We start from the raw sequence: 19,611 nt of genomic DNA, 5'->3' as shown, positions 1-19,611 counted from the left end.
GACGGAAGGAACACCGGCGGAGAGTCACGCCGGGAGGGCCCGGGAGTGGGCACCGGGGAAGACAGGCGCACGGCCCCGGAGGGGTGGGGTGGGGGCCTGCGTGCGAAGGGATCTCAGAGTTCGATGACCGCCGGAGGGATCAGCCGTTTCTCCCCGTAGACGACGGTCAGGTCACCGACCCGCTGTCTGGAGAGCTCGCGCCATCCCAGGCGCGCGTACAGCGCCAGTGCGGCCCCCTGGTTGAGCGTGGTGTCGCCTCTGACGCGCTCGAAGCCGAGCTCCACCGCGCGCCCTTCCAGGGCGTGCAGCATGGCCGCGCCGAAGCCGCGCCGCTGGTATTCGGGATGGACCCGCAGCCGGCAGACCTCGGCCGTGCACGTGTCGACCGGTTTCAGCCCGCCCATGGCCACCACCCGCGAGGCGACCTCGCCGACCAGGAAGTCGCCGCCGCAGGCCACGTAGATCTCCTGGATGCGCGGGAAGTCGTCGTCGTAGTAGACGCCGTCGCCCGGCATCAGCCCCACCTCGGCGAGGCAGATGCGATGGAGCGCAAGAATGGTGTCGAGATCGGACCAGCGATAGCGTCGGATCTCCAACTTCATGCACCGCCCCCCTTCAGCTGGGCCCTGGGCCTGCGCAACTCGGCCCTGAACTCCTCGAGTTTGGAATGGTTGGCGTCGCGCCGCGCGATCGCCTGTTCGAGCGCCAGGGCCGGACGCATGATGAAGTCGGTCAGATATTCGTCGCCGACCATCCGCAGCGCGTTGATGCCGATGTCCAGCGCGGCGTCGAGCTCGCCCTCGATCAGGCGGCACTGGGCCTGGTCGAGCCGGATCAGCGTCTGGTCGAGGATGTGGTCCTGGTACTGCTCCAGCGCCTGGTCGAGCACCACCTCGGCCTCCAGCGTCTGCCCGAGCTTGGTCAGCACGTCGCCCTGGTAGAAGTAGAGCTGCTTCTCCGTGTAGCCGAAGGCCATGTCCTCCTGGTGTTCCGGACGCATGGCGGAGAAGGCGGTCCTGGCCCTGGCCAGCGCGCGTTTGGCCTGGTCGACGACCTCTTTCTTGCTCTCTGTGCCGGAGAGCATGGCCAGCGCCCTGGCCTCCACGACCGGCGCCATGGTCTGCGCGGGGCAGGGCGTGGCGCCGGCCAGGTCGCGGCTCTTCTTCGCCAGGTTGAGCGCCTCGCGGGCGTCCCCGAAGTAGAGGGGGACGAGTGACTCGCGGGCGATGATCCACGCGCGCAGCGCGCGGTCGCCCGTCTCGTCGGCCGCGGTGCGTCCGGTCCTGAAGAAGGAGCGGGCCAGCCGGTGGTCACCAAGATTGATCATGATCATGCCGCTCAGCCCCGCCAGCTGGGCCGCCATCCGCAGCAGGCGGTCGTGCAGGTCGATGGGCTGGCGGCGGGAGAGCGCCGTGCGTACGGCGCTCATCTCGAGCAGCACGTCGCACAGCAACCGCAGCGGGGCCGTCGTCGTGTATTGACGGCCGAAGCTGAGCGTGGCGTCTTCCCACTGGTCGAGCATCGCGGCCGACACGGTGGCCGACACCAGCGTCTCGTCCATCCGGCGCCTGATGCCCTCGCACGCGCCGAGCACGGGTCCGTCGAGCGTGGTGATCGAACTGGTCTCCGGGTTGAGCAGGTTGAGCATCGTGCGGCGGAGGATGTTCTCGTCCTCCTCGGCGTCCGGCTCGATGTCCATCGGCCTGAGCACCAGCTCACGCTCCGTCGGCACTAACGGCCGCTCGCTGGCCTCGAGGGCGGGCACAGCCTGCAGGCGGTGCCCGCGGCCACAGATGCACGGCCCGTCGTAGCCGAGCTCGTGCGGCTCGACCCGGTAGACGGTGCACAAGTAGTGCATGTATTCGGGCCCCGGGCGCTTGAGCCCGCTCTCGTAGGCGGACAGCAGCGTCTCACCGATGCCGGGCATCGACTTCTCGTCGCGCTCGAACAGGGCTCTGATCTGCTCGACGACGTCTGCCAACGCGATGCCGTACGACAGGCGGTGTGCCTTGATGCGGCTGGTGCCGAACTGCGACGTGCACTGCTCATGGATCTCGTCAGCTATCTGGGCCGAAGTCCGTCCGGCGGCCAGGCCCTTGGCCCTGACCCGCCGGGCTATCTCCGTCTCCCTGTGCTGTCTGCCGGCCATCCCGGCCCCTCTCGCGCGTGTCTCGACCGGTCCACAACTGGTGACTCAGCGTAGCGTCCACGTCGCTGTGCGCCTACCCATGAGTGTGAACCAATGTCGGCAAGATGGAAACGCCCGTGCCCAAGCCTACGGTTAAGGATCGTCCTCCGAGGGACTGTTTCTTACAACCCATGAGGGAGAAGCAACTCCCTGTGATCGCGGACCACCGTTGCGCGCGCTGTTGACATGAGCCATGTTTGGCGCACCAGCCAGATTCCCAGAGAGGGAGGGGACGAACGGTGGGGGACGACAACTTCGAGCATCTGAAGCGTCTCGTGTCAGAGCTCGGCGCTCATGGACTGCTCGCACGAGTGGTCGAGACACAGGGCGGGCGCATGTTCGCACGGGTCATCAACCCGAAGGCGACGAGCCTGTCGGAGAACGTCACCTGTCGGTCCGGGAGCACATCCGACATGCAGGACTGGTGGTACTGCTGGTCCTGGGGCGAGCGGATGCACAAGGCCGATGACCCGGCTGGCGCGGCCACCAAGGTCGCACGCGTGCTGGCCGCCGTGGGGGAGTGACGACGCGGTGACCCGGGTGGAGCGCAGCCACCACGGCTCACCGCACCCACGACGGCGTCAACGGAGCCGGCGGGGCGGCCGGTGCGGAGGGCAGCCCCCATGCGGGAGCCCTGGTAGCCCCGCCGGTTCCGGCCCAGGCGCGGCCCGGTGTGCCGCGCCTGCGTAGAGCCACCCGCCCGGTCCGCCGGGCGGGTGTTCGGGGGATCCCTCCCGGAACCGGCACGGGACATGCTTCCGGGTGCGTGTCCCGTCCCGAGCCGTCCGTCATCGGAGCGTCCGCTCTCTCCCTCCGCGGCCCAGAGAGCAGACGACCCCGTCTTCCCCGGCGTGATGTGACGGCGGGCGGTCCGGCCGGCTGTATTTTTGGATCGAAACGGTCCAAGCAGCCGACCGAACCGCTTCCGGAGGGGGATCCACCCAGTGCTACCGCTGGTGACACAGTCGCCACCACTCGCTTACCCTGGGCTTCTGTCAGACATGGACAAGGTGACCCAGGCAGTGATCGGGTCCTGCCAGAACGACCCCTTCTGCTCCGCGTTCGCCGGGTTGTTCGACAACGCGGCCTGGGCGCCTCTGGTGGCCAGCGCGATCACCATCGTCCTGATCATCATGCTCGCGTTCGTGCTGCGCAATCTCGTGCACCGGGTCATCACGAGAGTGGTCAACCGGGCGGCCACGGGCGGGACGATCACCAGCAGGTTCCGCAAGAACACGGCTCCCGACGGCATCGACGCGCTGCTGCACGAGCGGCGCAAGCAGCGGGCCGAGACCATGGGCTCGGTGCTCAAGCACGTCGCCTCCATCGTCATCCTGGGCACCGCGACGCTGACCGTGCTCGACCGGCTGACGATCCCGATCGCGCCCCTGCTGACCAGCGTCGGCATCCTCGGCGTGGCCATCGGCTTCGGCGCGCAGGAGCTGGTCAAGGACTTCATCGCGGGCATGTTCATGCTGCTCGAGGACCAATACGGCGTGGGCGACGTGATCGACGCCGGCGCCGCGGTCGGCACGGTCGAGGCGGTCACCCTGCGCGTCACCAGGCTGCGCGACGTCGACGGCCGCGTCTGGTACGTCCGCAACGGCACCATCACCAGGGTCGGCAACGAGTCGCAGGGCTGGTCGCGGGCCTACGTCGACGTCCCGGTGGCCTACGACGCCGACCTCACGAAGGTGCGGGCCGTGCTCGGGCACGTGGCCGAGGAGATCTGGGCCGACACCGAGTTCCGCGAGAGCAAGATCGTTGAGCAGCCTCAGGTGTTCGGCGTCGAGCAGCTCTCCGACAGTTCGCTGGTCTTCCGCATCGCCGCCAAGACGCTGCCCTCGGCGCAGGCCGAGGTGTCGAGAGAGCTCAGGATCATGGTCAAGGCCGCGCTCGACACCGCCGGCATCGCCTTGGTCGCCACCGCATAGTCTATGAACGTGAGCGAGACCTCCTTCTACGACGCCGTCGGTGGCGAGGAAACCTTCCGACGCCTCGTGCACCGCTTCTACGAGGGGGTCGCGGAAGACCCGTTGCTGCGCCCCCTCTACCCGGAGCCCGATCTGACGGCCGCCGAGGACCGGCTGCGGGGCTTCCTGATCCAGTACTGGGGCGGGCCCAACACCTACAGCCAGGAGCGCGGCCACCCCAGGCTGCGCATGCGGCACATGCCGTTCGTGATCGGCGAGCCCGAGCGGGACGCGTGGCTGCGGCACATGCGTGACGCGGTCGACTCGCTCGACCTGCCGGAGGAGCACGAGACCAGGCTCTGGGACTATCTGGTCTACGCGGCCCACAGCCTGGTGAACTCCCCTACATAACGGGCATGACACGCCACATGGAAATCCCCTGGTGGCGTGATGCCGTCGTCTATGAGATCTACGTCCGAAGCTTCGCCGACGCCTCAGGAGACGGCGTCGGCGACCTGGCCGGGGTGCGCGAGCGCCTGCCGTACCTGCAGCGGCTGGGCGTCGACGCCATCTGGCTGACACCGTTCTACCCCTCCCCCATGGCCGACGGCGGCTATGACGTGGCGGACTACCGCGGCGTCGATCCGCTGTTCGGCACGCTGGCCGACTTCGAGTCGCTGGTCGCGGAGGCGCACGACCACGGGCTGCGGGTGCTGGTCGACATCGTGCCCAACCACAGCTCGTCCGAGCATCCCTGGTTCCAGGCGGCGCTGCGCGGCGAGCGGCGTGACCGGTACATCTTCCGCGACACCACCAACAACTGGCAGTCCACGTTCGGCGGGTCCGCCTGGACCAGGGTGGCGGACGGGCAGTATTACCTGCACCTGTTCGCTCCCGGGCAGCCCGATTTCAACTGGCGCAATCCCGAGGTGCACGCCGAGTTCCTGGACATCCTGCGGTTCTGGCTGGACCGGGGCGTCGACGGATTCCGCATCGACGTGGCGATGGGGCTCTACAAGGCCGAGGGGCTGCCCGACGTGGGCGACCAGTCGTTCAAGTCCGTCTCGCCGGTGTGGGGGCAGCCCGAGGTGCACGGCGTCTACCGCGACTGGCGCAGGCTGCTGGACAGCTATCCGGGCGAGCGGATGGCCGTGGGCGAGGTGTGGACGGACAGCTCCGAGGACCTCGCCCGCTACGTACGCCCCGACGAGCTGCACCAGAGCTTCAACTTCGCCTGGCTGCAGGCGCCGTGGTCGCCGACGGCGTTCAAGAAGGTCATCGACGACACGCTGGCCGCCGTGCCGTACGCGACGTGGGTGCTGTCCAACCACGACGTCGTACGCCACCGCACCCGCTATGACGCGGCCGACCCCGGCACAGGCCTCGCGCGGGCCAGGGCGGCGCTGCTGACGATGCTGGCCCTGCCCGGCTCCGCCTACCTCTACCAGGGCGAGGAGCTGGGGCTGCCCGAGGTGACCGACCTGCCCGACGAGGCCAGGCAGGATCCCGTCTTCTTCCAGTCGAAGGGAGAGCTGCCCGGACGCGACGGGTGCCGGGTGCCGCTCCCGTGGACGGTGGACACCCCTTCGTACGGGTTCTCGCCCGGCGGGGTCGAGCCGTGGCTGCCGCAGCCCGCGACGTTCGCGGAGCTGAGCGTCGAGAAGCAGGAGGGGGACACCGACTCGACGCTGGAGTTCTACCGCCGGGCCCTGGCCTGCCGCCGTGACCTGGCACAATCAATTCCTTATACCTTGGAGTGGCTGGATTCCCCCGAGGGTGCGCTTTTCTTCACCCGCGGCTCGCTGACCTGCGCGATCAACTGCGGTCTGGGGCCGGTGCATCTGCCCGAGCACGACGCCGTGGTGCTGTCGAGCGGACCGCTCAAGCGGGGCCTGCTGCCGCCCGACACAGCGGTGTGGCTCCGGCGCGACTCATAACCCGCGCGGGCGCTCGCCACGGAAGGGGATGACGGGCAGCGACAGCAGCGCGCACGTCAGGCCCGCCGCGAAGCCCGCCCAGAACCCCGTGTGCTCGATCACCACGCCGGCCAGTGGCGTGGCGGCCAGGGAGACGGTGTTCTGGATGGTGTTGTGGGTGCCGAGCACCCTGCCCGCCCAGGCGGACCCGGCCAGCTCGCCGGCGGCGAGGTAGGCGAGCCCGTTGCCGGCCACGGTCATCACCGCGGCCAGTGCGAGCATGGCCGGCCCCAGCCACGTGCGCGCGAGGGTGCCGGTGACCAGCAGCGCCAGCACGCCCAAGTTCGCGACGGTGATCAGCAGCAGGGGTCGCATGCGCAGGCCGGTCCTGTCGGACCAGCGCCCTACCGCGATGCGTACGACGGCCCCGCCGATGGCCGCCACCCCGAACAGCTGCCCGGCCGTCACGCTGTCCCAGCCGTACAGGCGCACCAGGCAGCTGACTCCGTACGTGCTGACCACGATCTGCGGGACCACGTGCAGGGCGCTGGTCGCGTGCACGCGCCACAAGGCGGGCTGCCGGTACGGCGTGCCCGCCGGCGCGGTGCCGGACCCGGAGAGCTCGTGCGGCGGCTCGGCCAGGAAGAGCGCGGCCAGCACGGCGGCCAGCAGGCTGACGACGGCGCAGACGGTGAGCACGCCGGGCAGGCCGTGCGCCCGCGCGACGGGCGGCAGCAGGAACGCGCCGACGGCCATGCCCAACGTGAAGGAGACCTGGCGCAGGCCCATGGCGATGCCGCGCTCCGGGGGCTGGAACCAGCGCAGCACGATCCGGCCGCCGCCGACCATCGCGGCCGAGCCCGCGGCGCCGGCCACGGCCAGCAGCGCGATCACCGCCCACGTCTGGCCGACGACGGCGACCGCGGCGAACAGCACGGCCGCCAGCCCCACGCCCGTGCCCAGCACCAGCCGCTCGCCGTGGCGGTCGGCCAGCGCGCCCCAGGCGACGAGGGCCACCAGGATGCCGATGGCCGGGGCGTTCGCGATGATGCCCGCCACCGGCAGCGGAACCCCGAAATGTCGTTGTATTTCGGGCATGACGAGGGGCAGGCCGAAGAGACCTAAGGTGACGCTGGCGTGCGCGTTGACACCCAGCGCCAGCATCAGCCAGCGCTTCACGAGAAGCGTTTGAGATAGGCCAGCTCGCCCTCGGTGAGCCTGCGCGGCCCGGCCCGGTCGACGTCATAGGCGGCCAGGACCGACTTCGCGGTGACGTACACCTCGCTGTCGTCGCGGATCTCGTACTGGAGCGCGAACCGCACCGCCCTGATCTCGGTCACCCACGTCTCGACCAGCACCGGGTCGGCACGGAACCCGAGCGGACGACGGTAGTCGATCTCGTGGCGGGTCACCACCAGCCCCTTGAACGGTTCCTCGCCCGCGGTGTACGGGTCGATGTGGAACATGCCGAAGCGGGCGTCCTCGAGGTAGTCGAGGAAACGCACGTTGTTCACGTGGCCCTGGGAGTCGACGTCGGCGAATCGCACCGTCCGTGGGTAGATGTGTCGCTGGGGCTGGGAACGTTCAACCACGTCCGCCACCGTACCCGCCCGGGACGTGTGGCCTTGCGCCAGGCTGACCCTACATTTCTGGATTTTACGAATGTAGTTCGCCCTCCGAAGGGAAAGCCGGCCGGCAGCCACGCTCGTCCGGGTCAGCGGACGACGACAGTTCGGCATAGCCGGAATCATCGCTCCGATACCGTTTTGTCCATGCAAGAAGTGGAAACGCGGATGGACAGGCGGGCCCTCGCCGCCGCAGGCGTGACGGTCGTGCTGTGGGCGTCGGCGTTCGTGTCGATCCGCAGCGCCGGGCAGTTCTACTCTCCTGGCGCCTTGGCTCTTGGGCGGCTGCTGGTCGCGGCGCTGGCTCTCGGTGTGATCCTCGTGGTGCGAGGCGAGGGGTGGCCCGCACGCAAGGCGTGGCCCGGCATCGCGGTGTCAGGGGTGCTGTGGTTCGGCGTCTACATGGTCGCCCTCAACTGGGGCGAGACGGAGGTGGAAGCGGGCACCGCCGCGATGATCATCAACATCGGGCCCCTGCTGATCGCGCTGCTCGCCGGCTGGTTCCTGCACGAGGGATTCCCCCGCAAGCTGCTGATCGGCATGGCCGTCTCGCTCGCCGGCGCGGTCGTCGTCGGGCTCTCCAAGTCCGACGGCGGCGCCTCCTCGATCCTCGGCGTGGCGCTCTGCGTGGTGGCCGCCCTGTCGTGGGCGGTGGCCATCCTGGCGCAGAAGCCCGCGCTGCGGCACGCCTCCGCGCTGCAGGTGACCACCTTCGGCTGCGCGATCGGGGCGATCGCCTGCCTGCCGTTCGCCGGGCAGCTGGTGAGCCAGGTCGCCCAGGCGCCGACGACGGCAACGCTGAACGTCGTCTTCCTCGGCGTCTTCCCCACCGCCCTGGCCTTCACCACCTGGGCCTACGCCCTGTCCAGGACCACGGCGGGCAACATGGGCGCCACCACCTACCTCGTCCCCACCCTGGTGGTGCTGATGTCGTGGGCGCTGCTCAGCGAGATCCCCGGCTGGCTCACCCTCGCCGGAGGGGTCCTCTGCCTGATCGGGGTCGCCATCTCCAGGCGAACGCGCGCATAGCGCGGATCATCCCCGATTCCCAAGGTTCAGCACCCGGACGCGGGCGGCCGCCTCCATGCTCACCATGGCGGACGTAGACGTGGCACAGGTTGCGCGTAGGCTCGGCCACACTCTCCACTGGATCGACACTGACGGGGCGGCACATGGTGCCGCCCCGTCCTTTGCCGTACAAGATGTGGAGGTCCGACTTTCAGCCGGCCCTCAGTCGCGGTACCGCCCGTGCTCGCACGGGCGGCGGCTCAGTCGCGGTGGAGCTTCCGGTACGTGACGCGGTGGGGGCGGGCGGCGTCAGCACCGAGGCGCTCGATCTTGTTCTTCTCGTAGTCGGCGAAGTTGCCCTCGAACCAGAACCAGTTCGACCCTTCCTCCCACGCCAGGATGTGTGTGGCAATGCGGTCGAGGAACCACCGGTCGTGCGAGGTGATCACCGCGCAGCCCGGGAAGTCGAGCAGGGCGTTCTCCAGCGACGACAGCGTTTCCGTGTCGAGGTCGTTGGTCGGCTCGTCGAGCAGCAGCACGTTGCCGCCCTGCTTGAGGGTGAGGGCCAGGTTGAGCCGGTTGCGCTCGCCGCCGGAGAGCACCCCCGCCTTCTTCTGCTGGTCGGGGCCCTTGAACCCGAACGCCGCGATGTACGCCCTCGACGGCATCTCCACGTTTCCGACCTTGATGTGGTCGAGCCCGTCGGAGACGACCTCCCAGACGTTCTTGCTGGGGTCGATGCCGCCGCGGCTCTGGTCCGCGTACGAGATCTTGACGGTCTCACCGATGGTGATGGAGCCGGTGTCGGGCGTCTCGCTCCCGGTGATCATGCGGAAGAGCGTGGTCTTGCCGACGCCGTTGGGGCCGATGACACCGACGATGCCGTTGCGCGGCAGGTCGAACGTCAGGTCCTCCATCAGCAGCCGGTCGCCGAACCCCTTGGTGAGGTTGGCGGACTTGATCACCGTGGTGCCCAGGCGGGGGCCCGGCGGGATCTGGATCTCTTCGAAGTCCAGCTTGCGGAACTTGTCCGCCTCGGCGGCCATCTCCTCGTACCGCTGGAGTCGGGCCTTGCTCTTGGTCTGGCGGGCCTTCGGGTTGGACCGGACCCACTCGAGCTCGTCCTCCAGGCGCTTCTTGCGCTTGGCGTCCTTCTGGCCCTCGATCTTGAGGCGCTGCGCCTTGGCCTCCAGGTAGGTGGAGTAGTTGCCCTCGTACGGGAACGCGCGGCCGCGGTCGAGCTCCAGGATCCAGTTCGCGACGTTGTCCAGGAAGTAGCGGTCGTGGGTGACGGCCAGCACCGTGCCGGCGTACTTCTCCAGGTGCTGCTCCAGCCACTGCACGCTCTCGGCGTCGAGGTGGTTGGTCGGCTCGTCGAGCAGCAGGAGATCGGGGGCCTCGAGGAGCAGCTTGCACAGCGCGACCCGGCGGCGCTCACCACCGGACAGCTTCGTCACGTCGGCGTCGGGCGGCGGGCAGCGCAGCGCGTCCATGGCCTGCTCGAGCTGGCTGTCGAGGTCCCACGCGTTGCGGTGCTCGAGCTGGTCCTGCAGCTTGCCCATCTCTTCCAGCAACTCGTCGCTGTAGTCGGTGGCCATCTGCTCGGCGATCTCGTTGTAGCGCTGGAGCATCGCCATCGTCTCAGCGACGCCCTCCTGCACGTTACCGAGGACGGTCTTCTCGTCGTTGAGCGGCGGCTCCTGCTGGAGCATGCCCACCGTGAAGCCCGGCATGAGTTTGGCCTCGCCGTTGGACGGCTGCTCCAGGCCGGCCATCATCCGGAGCAGCGTCGACTTACCGGTGCCGTTCGGCCCCAGGACACCGATCTTGGCTCCGGGCAGGAACGACAGCGTGACGTCGTCAAGGACAACCTTGTCGCCGTGCGCCTTGCGCACGCGCTGCAGCGTGTAGATGTACTCCGGCATGCCCTCTAGCTTAGGGGCTCCGAACCCAGGCTTCTGCCGCTCCTCCCGGTACACCCCTGCAAGAGCGAGCACAGCCCACCGCCCACCCTGTCCACCGGCCCCCATGGCGGTCGTCAAGACGCGGCCCCTAGTGACTGCAAGGCCCCACCGCCGCATGAACACCCCGCATGAGGAACGCCTCGTAGCACCGCGACATGAGCACCACCGCTGAGCTCCGCCGCCGAGCACCGCTCCATGAGCCCCGCCACCTGAGCACAGCCGCCGAGCACCGCCGCGTGAGCACCGGTCCATGACCGAACGCCAGATGTGCCGGCGGCGGGAAAGCGGCCTTTGCCCAGCACGACGCGTGCGAGAGGGGACATGGGCAGGCCGTCGGCATCCCACCGTCGGACATGGAGACGGAGCCGACATCCCGAGGTCAGACACCGGCACGGAGCCGACATCCCGAGGTCAGGCACCCGCACGGAGCCGACATCCCGCCGTCGGGCGTCCCTGGCCGGCCGAGCCAGGAAGTGGGCGTGCCAGGGGACGGGTCAAGGGGTGGGGTCGTTGGGGAGGGGGCTTGGGGGCGGTGTTTGGACGACCGGGATGCAGACGCGATCCCGGCCCAGCTCCTTCGCCCGGTACAGCGCCAGGTCGGCGGCGGCCAGCAGGTCGATCAGGTCGTCTCCGTGAACGCTCATCAGAGCCACCCCGGCCGAGATGGTCACCCTGATGAGGGTGTCGTCGACGGGGATCGCCATGTGGCCGATGCGGGCGCGGAGGCGTTCGGCGACCTGGCGGGCCTCGCGGCCGTCGGCGCCGGGCAGCAGGACCACGAACTCCTCGCCTCCGAACCTGCCCACCACGTCATAGTCCCGTAGCTGGGTGCGCAACGTGGACGCCACACCCACCAGCACCTGATCCCCGACCAGATGGCCATGAGCGTCGTTGACCCGTTTGAAGTGGTCGATGTCGATGATCAGGACCGCCAGGGTGCCGCCTGTCCTGCGGGCCCGGACGATCTCGGTGTCGGCCTCGCGCTGCCAGGCGGCGGCGTTCAGCAGGCCCGTCTTGGCATCGGTGCGGGCGGCGGCCTGGAGCTGGGCATGGAGCAGGCTGCGCTGCAGCAGCACCACCGGCGGCAAGGCCAGGATCAGCAGGGACAGGTTGAGGCCGCAGCAGATCGAGACCGTGACGCCCAGGCAGAGCTCGACGATGTCCAGCATCATGCTCTCGCGGTTCCACAGCACCTCCCGCCACGCGATGTCGGGGTCGGCGGTGTGGGCGGCGATCGCGATGAGGGCGATGTTGAGTAGGGAGAACAGCACCGCCGCCGCCACCGCGTACAGGATCGGCGGGCCGCTGCCCTGCGACAGCACCCACGGGTCATTGACGACCCGGTGGAACGCGACGGAGGCCGTACACCCGGCGAGCCCGATGGCCGCCGAGGTGAACACCCGGCGGTAGAGCACGGTTGCCCGCACCCGCACCTGGAGCAGTACCTGCAGCACGATCGGCGCGAAAATGGCGTAGAGCGGCGGCAGAAGCAGCGCCACCGGGAGCCACCACGCCGACAACAGGTCCCGCGAGACCCCGGCGGGCATGCCCAGCCTCCGGGTGGCCTCGATGCAGACCGCGCCGCACGCCATGAGAGCGCCGAACGTGAGCATGTCACGCCACTGGAAGACGGTGGTCACGGCGCAGACCATGATCGCTGCCAGATCGAGAGCGACAATCGCGCACAGGTAGACCACGAGAGGGCGACGTTGCCCCAGCAGCGGCCAGCGGCCCGCCAGGGTTGACACACCGTCGCCAGACCTGATCGAGGCGTGACTGGTCGCGGCCATCTCGTCTCCTCTCTGACTAACGATGTGTAACACAATAATTGCGGAGTGTGCGATGTGCGATGGGAACGGATACGTTGGCAGTGACTACACACACCTGCTCATGCCGAGGGCAGGCCGTGTTGGACAGCCGTGCTGGAAAGGAGCAACCATGGTGCGGGGCGTGATCTGGACCTGAACAGATGCTCTGGCCATCTGCCGTGAGTAACAACACCATCGGTCGGCCCTCGGGGTCAGTCAACGGGAACCACGGCCGGTGCCCCCCTCCTCCCCCCTCCATCCAACCCATCTCCGCTTTTCTGCATCCCTGCAGCGCTTCTCTTTTTCGCGCCCCCCTCCAGGTCGTTCTGCGCCGCTGCGACACCCTGCGCCGGTGGTGAGGGGGCACCGGATGGGCGGTCGATGCCCCCTGCACGTGACGACGTGCGCTACGCCGCTAGGCGTTCCGCCAGCGCCAGTGCGCCGGCGTCACCCTCTCCGTCGCCATCCATCTCGGGCGTCGTCTCATCAGCCTCGGCGCCCAGGATGCGGACTGTGCCATCGCCCACTCCCAGGATGTGCAGAGTCCCGTTCTCCTCCGCTGCGGAGCGCTCCTCTTCCTCCCGGGAACGTGCCGAGCTGCCCTCTTCGTTCAGCGAACGCAGGGTGCCGGCCTCCTCGTTGAGGGCACGTACGGTGCTCCCCGCTGCGCCCGGCGACGGCGGGGTGTCGTCGCCCGCGGTCAGAGTGGGTGCCGCGTCGTGGGCCGTCCCCAGGGAACTGCCGGTCTCCAGGGCGTGGAACGGGTTGGCCTCCGTAGCGGATCGTGAGCGCGGGAAGCTGCGGGTGCTGCCCATGGCCCAGTCGCGGGTCTCCTCGTCCAGGCGATCGCGCATCTCCTTGCTCATCGACGTGACCCCCGAACGGTCCGGCTTGGCGAAGACGCCAGTGCCCCAGCGCAGGTCGTGCCCCACGGCGCTGGCCTCTATCTCGGGCACGAAACGGCGATCACCCTCCGGGCCGAACTCGCGGATGCGCAGCTTGCCCGAGACCACCACAGGGTGTCCCGCCCGGATGGAGGCGGCGACGTTGTCTCCCAACGCGCGCCAGCAGCGGACCGTGAAGCACACCCGCTCGCCGTCCGTCCACTGGCCCGTCTTCTTGTCGAAGTAGCGGTGGGAGGAGAACACCTTCAGCGAGGTGACCCTGCTGCCGTCCTCGAAGCTGTACTGCCTCGGCTCTGCTGCGACGTTGCCGGTGAGCGTGATGTAGATGTCGTTCATCCCGTGCCTCCCATGCGGCGGGCCGGCTGCCCGCGATCTGGGAAAAGGGTGCCGGGGGAAGGACTGCCCCCGGGCTCTGGAACGCGGTTCTGTGGATGGAGGCGTCGTGGTTCACCGGAGGCTGTGGATGGAGGCGTCGTGGTTCACCGGAGGCTGTGGATGGAGGCGTCGTGGCCACCGGGGCTGTGGATGGAGACATCCGCTGTGCGCGAGGGTGACGGCGGTCGCAGCACCCACAGCCGGGGGGCATCAGGCCGACAGGTCTCTCATGGCCGTGTAGAAGGCGTGGTGGCGGGCCAGTTCGCGCTCCACCGGCTCGACGACCATCGTCGCCGACACGGCGGCCACCCGCCGCCTCATCTCGCGCTCGAGCCGCTCACGCTCCCGGGAGGCCCCCAGCTCGACGAAGTTGCGGGACGCGATCCCCGACAAGGCTCCGAGCCCCAGCACCGAGGCCATCATGAGCCCCACCCACGGCAGCGTCGCGCTGTCGCCCAGCAGTTCCAGCGCCGGAGGCAACTGGCCGGGCATCAGCAGGCCGACCCCGAGCCAGGCCAGTCCGGCCACGAACGCCACCACCAGGACGTACTGCCACACCTTCAGCACCCGCCACCACGCGGGCACCCGGTCGAGCTGCGGCGCCACCTCCGCGAGGTCCTCGGACAGGGCCTGCGGGAGCTGGCCCGCGCGGGACCTGGCCGCCTGGTGCACGGCGGTCCGCCACACGGGGTGCATCCCCACGGACAGCCCGTCGGCGAGTGCCTGCACCGCGTTGGCGACCTCGGCCGACTGCGCGGTCACCGAGCCGGTCGTGATGCCGCGGATCTCCTCCCCCACGTCCTGCAGCCGCAGGGTCTTCAGCGGGTCCGAGCGGAACTTCGAGAACCACCGCGGGTACGGCCAGCCGACCCACTGGCTCGACCGCTCCGCGTAGACGTTCTCCATGGCCTCGCCCACGGCCGGCACGCCCACCGCGTCGCACAGCGCGTCCGTCAGCCCCATGCGGCGGGCCTCGTCCACCGTGGACGGCGCCGACAGGGCCTCGCCCAGCGGCATCGCCTTGCTGAGACGCTGCTCAAGCCGGTGCAGGTCGGCCTCGAGCTTCTGGATGGCGGCACGCCGGCGGGCGACCGCCGTCGCGATGACGCTCCTGAGACTCTCGATGCCCCGGCCCGTGACCGCGGAGGTGGGTACGACGCTGGGATGCTCGACGCCCTCGCGGCGCAGCAGGTCGTTGAGATCGATGACCAGCTCGGCCAGCTCTTCCTTGGTGAGCTTGTCGGCCTGGTTGAGCGCGAACACGGTCACCGCCTCGTGCCCCGCCAGCTCCGTCACGTAGCGGCGGTGCGTGGACGCGTCGGCGTACTTCTGCGGGTCCAGCACCCACACCACCAGGTCCGCCAGGCCGATGAGCCGGTCGGCCTCGGTGTCGGTGAGCGCCCTGATCGAGTCGTGGTCGGGCAGGTCGAGCAGGATCAGCCCGTGAAGCTGGCTGTCGCCCTTGTCCAGCGCGCTGGCCCGGGAGAAGCGGTGCCGCCACTGGATCTGCAGCCAGTCGAGCAGCGGCCCCGCGCCCTCCAGCCCCCACACGCAGGCATGCGTGCGGGCGGTGGTCGGCCGGCGTACGCCGGTGGGCGACAGCTCGAGCCCCGAGATGGCGTTGAACAGCGACGACTTGCCACTGCCCGTGCCGCCAGCCAGGGCGACCACGGTGTGCTCGGACGAGAGCTTGAGCCGTTCGCCCGCCTGCTGCAGCAGCGCGTTGGCCTCGTTGAGCAGCTTCCTGTCCAGCCGCCCGGGGCCGTGCTCGACCACCTTGGTGAGCGCGGTCAGCCGTGAAGCCGGGCCTGGCCTGGTGGTCATGGTCGTCATCGGACGACCTCGAGGTTGTACGTCGCCTGGTAGAGGCGGGTCGCCGCAGACTCGTCGGGAATGCCCGCGGAGTCGAGGGCTTGCACGTAACGCATGGACTCCTCGTCGAACAGCATGCCGATCCTGGCGCGCAGATCGCTGAGCGCCTTGGCGCCGATGCCCCGCAGCGACTCCGCGCCGAGCAGGGCGTTGACCAGCCGGTGCGGCACCCCTTCGCCGTTGCTCCCGCTGAACATCGCCACGGTGAAGATCAACGCGAGCGCGTCGGGGTCGAACGACACCAGCTTCGACACCGACCGCTTGGCCACGCCGTCGGTGCGCACCAACTCGCTCAGGTGCTCCTGCCACGACGCGATGGCACGGCCGGTGTGACGTACGAGATTGTCGGACGGCCTGTCGAGGCCCTCACTGAGCTTGGCGCCCAGCTCGGAGCGGTGCCGCCAGCGCGCGGCCACCTCCTCGGAGGCGCGGTTGGCCGCGGCGACGATCACCGATTCGAGCCCGGCGCGGATCGCCGCCTTGAACGCCAGCACCCGCTCCGGGGCCTGCTTGGCCGCCCGGCCGCGCTTGCGCAGCTGCAGCGAGCGCATGAGGTCGCCGGAGCCGGCGAAGTCCTGCCAGCGGGCCAGCACCTCGCCGTGCAGCAGCGAGCCGTTCTTCGACGCCTTGTCGATCTCGCTGAGCGCGCTGCGGAAGGCCGCCTCCACGTCGCTGCGCAGCTCCGTCCTGAACGCGACCTCGCCCTCAAGGTGCCTGGCCAGCGCGGGTACGCGGGTGCGGAAGCTGTTGAGGACACCGTTGAGCGTCTCGCGCACCGCCTGGTCCCTGCGCGCCTCGTCCACCGACAGCTCGGCCAGCCAGAGTCGCAGATCGGTGACCTCGCTGTCGGGCAGCTTGCCGTCGGTGACCTTCGACTCGTTGATGACGAACCTGTCGATCTCGCCCAGGCCGTACTCGGTGAGCATCCGGACGAAATGCTTCAGAACCACATCAGAGGACCTGGGCTGCATCCGCGACAGCACGATCGCGAGCCGGGCGCCGCGCTCCTTCGCCAGCTTCAGCAGGTTCCAGGCGGGGGCGTCGGCGTAGCGGGCCGCCGTGGTCACGAAGATCCACAGGTCGGCGGCGTCGAGCATGCGGTGGGCGATCTCGTGGTGCTCCTCGACGACCGAGTCGATGTCCGGGGTGTCGAGCAGCGCGACGCCCTGCGGCAGCTTCTCGGTCGCGACGACGACCACACTGCCCATTCCGGCCTCGGGGGAGAGCTGGTCGAGACGCTGGAGGCCGCCGAGCAGCTCTCCCTCCGCGAACCACTGCCGGTCCTCCGGGTGGCAGACCAGCACGGGGACGCCGGTGGTGGGGCGGCGTACGCCGGTGCGTGAGACGTTCTTCTCGGCCAGCGTGTTGACCAGGGTGGACTTGCCTGCGCCGGTGGAGCCCGCGATCACGATGAGGGCGGGGGCGGTGCTGGTCCTGACCCGGGGCAGCACGTAGTCCTCTAGCTGGGCCAGGAGTTCGGCTCGCGCCTGCCTGGCCTCTTTGACGCCGGGCAGGTCCAGGCCGAAGCGCAGCTCCGCGACGGTCTCTCTGAGCGTGTCGAGCGCCGCCATCAGCGCCTCGACGGCCTCCGGCGGCAGCTCCTCCCGGCGCTGCTTCCCTGGCTGAGGCTCGGCTTGCGCTTGCTCGTCGTCCGCCGCTGCGGCTTGACCCTTCTCGTCGTCCGCGGCGGCAGTTTGGGGCTGGTCGTCGGCCGTTCCCGTCGCTTGGGGCTGGTCGTCGGCCGCTGCCGTGGCTTGGGGCTGGTCGTCTGTGGACGGCTCCTCGGCGGGCTGCTCTTCGGTGCTCGGCTCCTCCGCCTCGTCCCGCGCACCGGGCTCGTCCAGTACGTCCCCAGTAGGTGGCACATAGTGTGCGGCGGCAGGCGCCTTGCGGGCTCCGGGGCCGCCGAGGGCGGCGGGCTTCATGAAGAGGGAGGGCGGCTCGAACTCGGGCACCTCCGCGAGATCGCCGGACCCTGCGGAGCCGCCTCCAGCTACGGGCTCCTCGGACACGGCGTCGTCGGCCAGAGCCGTGGGCTCCTCGGACGCCGCGTCACCGGCCAGAGCCGTGGGCTCCTCGGACACGGCGTCATCGGCGATGGGCTCATGCGTGGGCTGGTCCGCCGTATCGGCGGACGCAGGCGGATCCGGCGCCACGGCCGGCTCGAGGTCGGTCGGCTCGGAAGCCGCCAGCTCGGGGCCGGTCCACTCAGAAGCGGCCGGCTCGGAGTCGGCCGCGTCAGAGTCCGTCGCCTCCAAGACCGTCACCACGGAATCGGCCGCGTCAGAGCTCGCCGGCTCGGAGTCGGCCGCGTCAGAGTCCGTCGCCTCCGAGCCCGTCGCCTCCGCGTCCGTCACGTCGGAGTCGGCCGGCTCGAAGTCCGTCGCCTTCGAGTCCATCGTCTCGGAATCGGCCGCGTCGGACTCCGGCACCTCGAAGTCCGTCACCTCGAAGTCCGTCGCCTGGGAGTCCGTCGCCTGGGAGTCGGTCGGCTCGGCAGGCTCGGCGGAAGCCCGTGGTTCCTCCGCAGTGGCAGCAACGCCCTCCGGAGCCTCGGTGTCCGACGAGGCCGGAGGCTGCTTGGCGGCGCGCCCGCCGCCCGCGGCCTTCCGTGCGCCTTTCGTGCCGAACGCGTCGAAGCCGTCGTCGTCCGGGGCATCGGCCACGTCCTCGTCACGCACCGCCTGGAAGCTCAACGTCTGCTCCCCCGGCGCCTCCTGCCGCCCGTCATCCATGGCCGTGTTCACGGCAAGCGCTCCGCTCGAACCATCTCGACCTCCTGGCCGACCCTCACGACGTCGCCGACGATGACGATCGCCGGCGGCCGGATCCCAGCCGCGGACACGCGGTCGGCCACGGTGGAAAGCGAAGCGATGACCGCCCGCTGGGTCGGAAGGGTACCGTCCTGTACCACCATTGCGGGAGTCTCCGGGGAACGTCCGTCTCGAAGGAGCGCCTCGACCACCTTCGGCAGCCGTTCGACGGCCATCAGCAGCACCAGAGTGCCCTGGGAGCGGGCCAGCGCGGGCCAGTCGACGGTGGACCTGGGGTCGTCCGGCGGCACGTGCACGGAGATCACGTGGAACTCCTGGCTGACCCCCCGGTGCGTCACGGGGACGCCGGCGGAGGCGGGCACCGCGACGGCGCTCGTGATGCCGGGAACCACCAGCACGGGAATGCCGGAGCGGGCGCAAGCGATCATCTCCTCGCCGCCGCGCCCGAACACGAACGGGTCGCCGCCCTTGAGCCGGACCACGAACTTGCCCTGCCGGGCACGGTCGATGAGCAGCTCGTTGATGGTCTCCTGGGAGAGCGACCGGCCGTAGGGGACCTTGGCGGCGTCGATCAGCTCGACGTCGGGGGCCAGCTCGTCGAGGAGCGCCCGGGGCGCGAGCCGGTCGGCGACCACCACGTCGGCCTGCGCGAGCAGCTGCCGCCCGCGCACCGTGATCAGGCCGGGGTCGCCGGGACCGCCGCCGACGAGGGCCACGCCGACCGGCTTGGTGCGGTTTCGCCGGGCGTCGACCGTGCCGTCGCGCAGCGCGCCCACGACCGCGTCCCTGATGCCGGCGGCCCTGCGCGGGTCGCCGCCCGCGGTGACCGCCACGCTGATCTCGTCGACCCGCCCGGTGGCGGGCGTCCAGGCGGCGGAGGCGTCCTTGTCGTCGGCCCGTACGCACCACACGCGCTTGGCCTCCGCCTCGGCGGCGACCGCGGTGTTGACGGACCTGTCGTCGGTGCAGGCCTGCACGAGCCAGGCCCCGTCGCAGTCGCCGACCTCGTAGGGCCGGGCGTGCCAGGTGACCCTGCCGGTGGCGATCAGGTCGTCGAGCGCCGGCGTCACGCTCGGCGACACGACCGTGACCTCCGCACCGGCCTCTAGCAGCGCGGGCACCCGCCGCTGCGCGACACGCCCGCCGCCCACGACGAGGACCCGGCGGCCGGAAAGCCGCAGGCCGAGGAGGTAGGGACCCATGGGGGGAATCTCCCGTTCGCGAAGGTTTGTGTTAGGACGTAAACCTACCGGCTCTGACTAC

General features: G+C 69.9%; 15 protein-coding genes. 5 read left to right on the top strand and 10 right to left on the bottom strand.

The features are described from left to right. Positions 1-113: 113 nt before the first annotated feature. Positions 114-602 (bottom strand): GNAT family N-acetyltransferase, encoded by a 489-nt coding sequence (locus tag AB0H84_RS42460; RefSeq protein ID WP_357617640.1) that lies wholly within the window; start codon positions 600-602, stop codon positions 114-116. Then, positions 599-2,149, bottom strand: coding sequence for an XRE family transcriptional regulator (locus AB0H84_RS42455; protein ID WP_357617638.1), 1,551 nt, complete (start codon positions 2,147-2,149; stop codon positions 599-601). The genes AB0H84_RS42460 and AB0H84_RS42455 overlap by 4 nt, the downstream gene beginning before the upstream one ends. A gap of 278 nt (positions 2,150-2,427) precedes the next feature. Between AB0H84_RS42455 and AB0H84_RS42450 the strand changes: the two genes are divergently transcribed. The 4 genes from AB0H84_RS42450 to AB0H84_RS42435 all read left to right on the top strand — a co-directional run bounded on the left by AB0H84_RS42450 (position 2,428) and on the right by AB0H84_RS42435 (position 6,038). Next, entirely contained in the window at positions 2,428-2,712 is a 285-nt protein-coding gene (locus tag AB0H84_RS42450) for a hypothetical protein (RefSeq protein ID WP_357617636.1), read from the top strand. Positions 2,713-3,189: 477 nt separating this feature from the next. Beyond that, positions 3,190-4,122, top strand: coding sequence for a mechanosensitive ion channel family protein (locus tag AB0H84_RS42445; RefSeq protein ID WP_357617634.1), 933 nt, complete (start codon positions 3,190-3,192; stop codon positions 4,120-4,122). Positions 4,123-4,131: 9 nt separating this feature from the next. Next, positions 4,132-4,512: a globin gene (locus tag AB0H84_RS42440; RefSeq protein ID WP_357617633.1), complete on the top strand. Its 381-nt coding sequence runs from the start codon at positions 4,132-4,134 to the stop codon at positions 4,510-4,512. Positions 4,513-4,529: 17 nt separating this feature from the next. Then, entirely contained in the window at positions 4,530-6,038 is a 1,509-nt protein-coding gene (locus AB0H84_RS42435; RefSeq protein WP_357617631.1) for a glycoside hydrolase family 13 protein, read from the top strand. On the opposite strand, the gene AB0H84_RS42430 is transcribed toward AB0H84_RS42435, so the two are convergent. Both AB0H84_RS42430 and AB0H84_RS42425 read right to left on the bottom strand, forming a co-directional pair. Continuing rightward, complete coding sequence (locus AB0H84_RS42430; protein ID WP_357617629.1) at positions 6,033-7,196, bottom strand: MFS transporter; 1,164 nt, start codon at positions 7,194-7,196, stop codon at positions 6,033-6,035. The two genes, AB0H84_RS42435 and AB0H84_RS42430, sit on opposite strands and share 6 nt — an antisense overlap. After that, on the bottom strand, positions 7,193-7,564 hold the full coding sequence (locus AB0H84_RS42425; protein ID WP_357617627.1) for a thioesterase family protein: 372 nt from the start codon (positions 7,562-7,564) through the stop codon (positions 7,193-7,195). The genes AB0H84_RS42430 and AB0H84_RS42425 overlap by 4 nt, the downstream gene beginning before the upstream one ends. 225 nt (positions 7,565-7,789) lie before the next feature. On the opposite strand from AB0H84_RS42425, the gene AB0H84_RS42420 reads away from it, so the two are divergent. Beyond that, on the top strand, positions 7,790-8,671 hold the full coding sequence (locus AB0H84_RS42420; RefSeq protein WP_357617625.1) for a DMT family transporter: 882 nt from the start codon (positions 7,790-7,792) through the stop codon (positions 8,669-8,671). 239 nt (positions 8,672-8,910) lie between these two features. On the opposite strand, the gene ettA is transcribed toward AB0H84_RS42420, so the two are convergent. From ettA to cobA, 6 genes are all read right to left on the bottom strand, one after another. After that, positions 8,911-10,575 carry an energy-dependent translational throttle protein EttA gene (ettA, locus tag AB0H84_RS42415; protein WP_357617623.1) on the bottom strand — a complete coding sequence of 555 codons (1,665 nt, stop codon included), beginning with the start codon at positions 10,573-10,575 and terminating at the stop codon, positions 8,911-8,913. 533 nt (positions 10,576-11,108) lie between these two features. After that, positions 11,109-12,404 carry a GGDEF domain-containing protein gene (locus tag AB0H84_RS42410; protein WP_357617621.1) on the bottom strand — a complete coding sequence of 432 codons (1,296 nt, stop codon included), beginning with the start codon at positions 12,402-12,404 and terminating at the stop codon, positions 11,109-11,111. 425 nt (positions 12,405-12,829) lie between these two features. Continuing rightward, positions 12,830-13,663 (bottom strand): single-stranded DNA-binding protein, encoded by an 834-nt coding sequence (locus tag AB0H84_RS42405; RefSeq protein WP_357617619.1) that lies wholly within the window; start codon positions 13,661-13,663, stop codon positions 12,830-12,832. A gap of 249 nt (positions 13,664-13,912) precedes the next feature. Further along, on the bottom strand, positions 13,913-15,535 hold the full coding sequence (locus tag AB0H84_RS42400) for a GTP-binding protein (RefSeq protein WP_357617617.1): 1,623 nt from the start codon (positions 15,533-15,535) through the stop codon (positions 13,913-13,915). After that, positions 15,532-18,321 carry a dynamin family protein gene (locus AB0H84_RS42395; RefSeq protein WP_357617615.1) on the bottom strand — a complete coding sequence of 930 codons (2,790 nt, stop codon included), beginning with the start codon at positions 18,319-18,321 and terminating at the stop codon, positions 15,532-15,534. The genes AB0H84_RS42400 and AB0H84_RS42395 overlap by 4 nt, the downstream gene beginning before the upstream one ends. Further along, positions 18,318-19,550, bottom strand: coding sequence for a uroporphyrinogen-III C-methyltransferase (gene cobA, locus AB0H84_RS42390; RefSeq protein ID WP_357617613.1), 1,233 nt, complete (start codon positions 19,548-19,550; stop codon positions 18,318-18,320). The genes AB0H84_RS42395 and cobA overlap by 4 nt, the downstream gene beginning before the upstream one ends. Positions 19,551-19,611 lie beyond the last annotated feature (61 nt).

The sequence above is a fragment of the Nonomuraea sp. NPDC050786 genome, from assembly GCF_040654115.1.
GTDB lineage: Bacteria > Actinomycetota > Actinomycetes > Streptosporangiales > Streptosporangiaceae > Nonomuraea.
The sequence above is the reverse complement of the archived record's forward strand: the minus strand, read 5'-3'. Positions and strand labels throughout refer to the sequence as shown.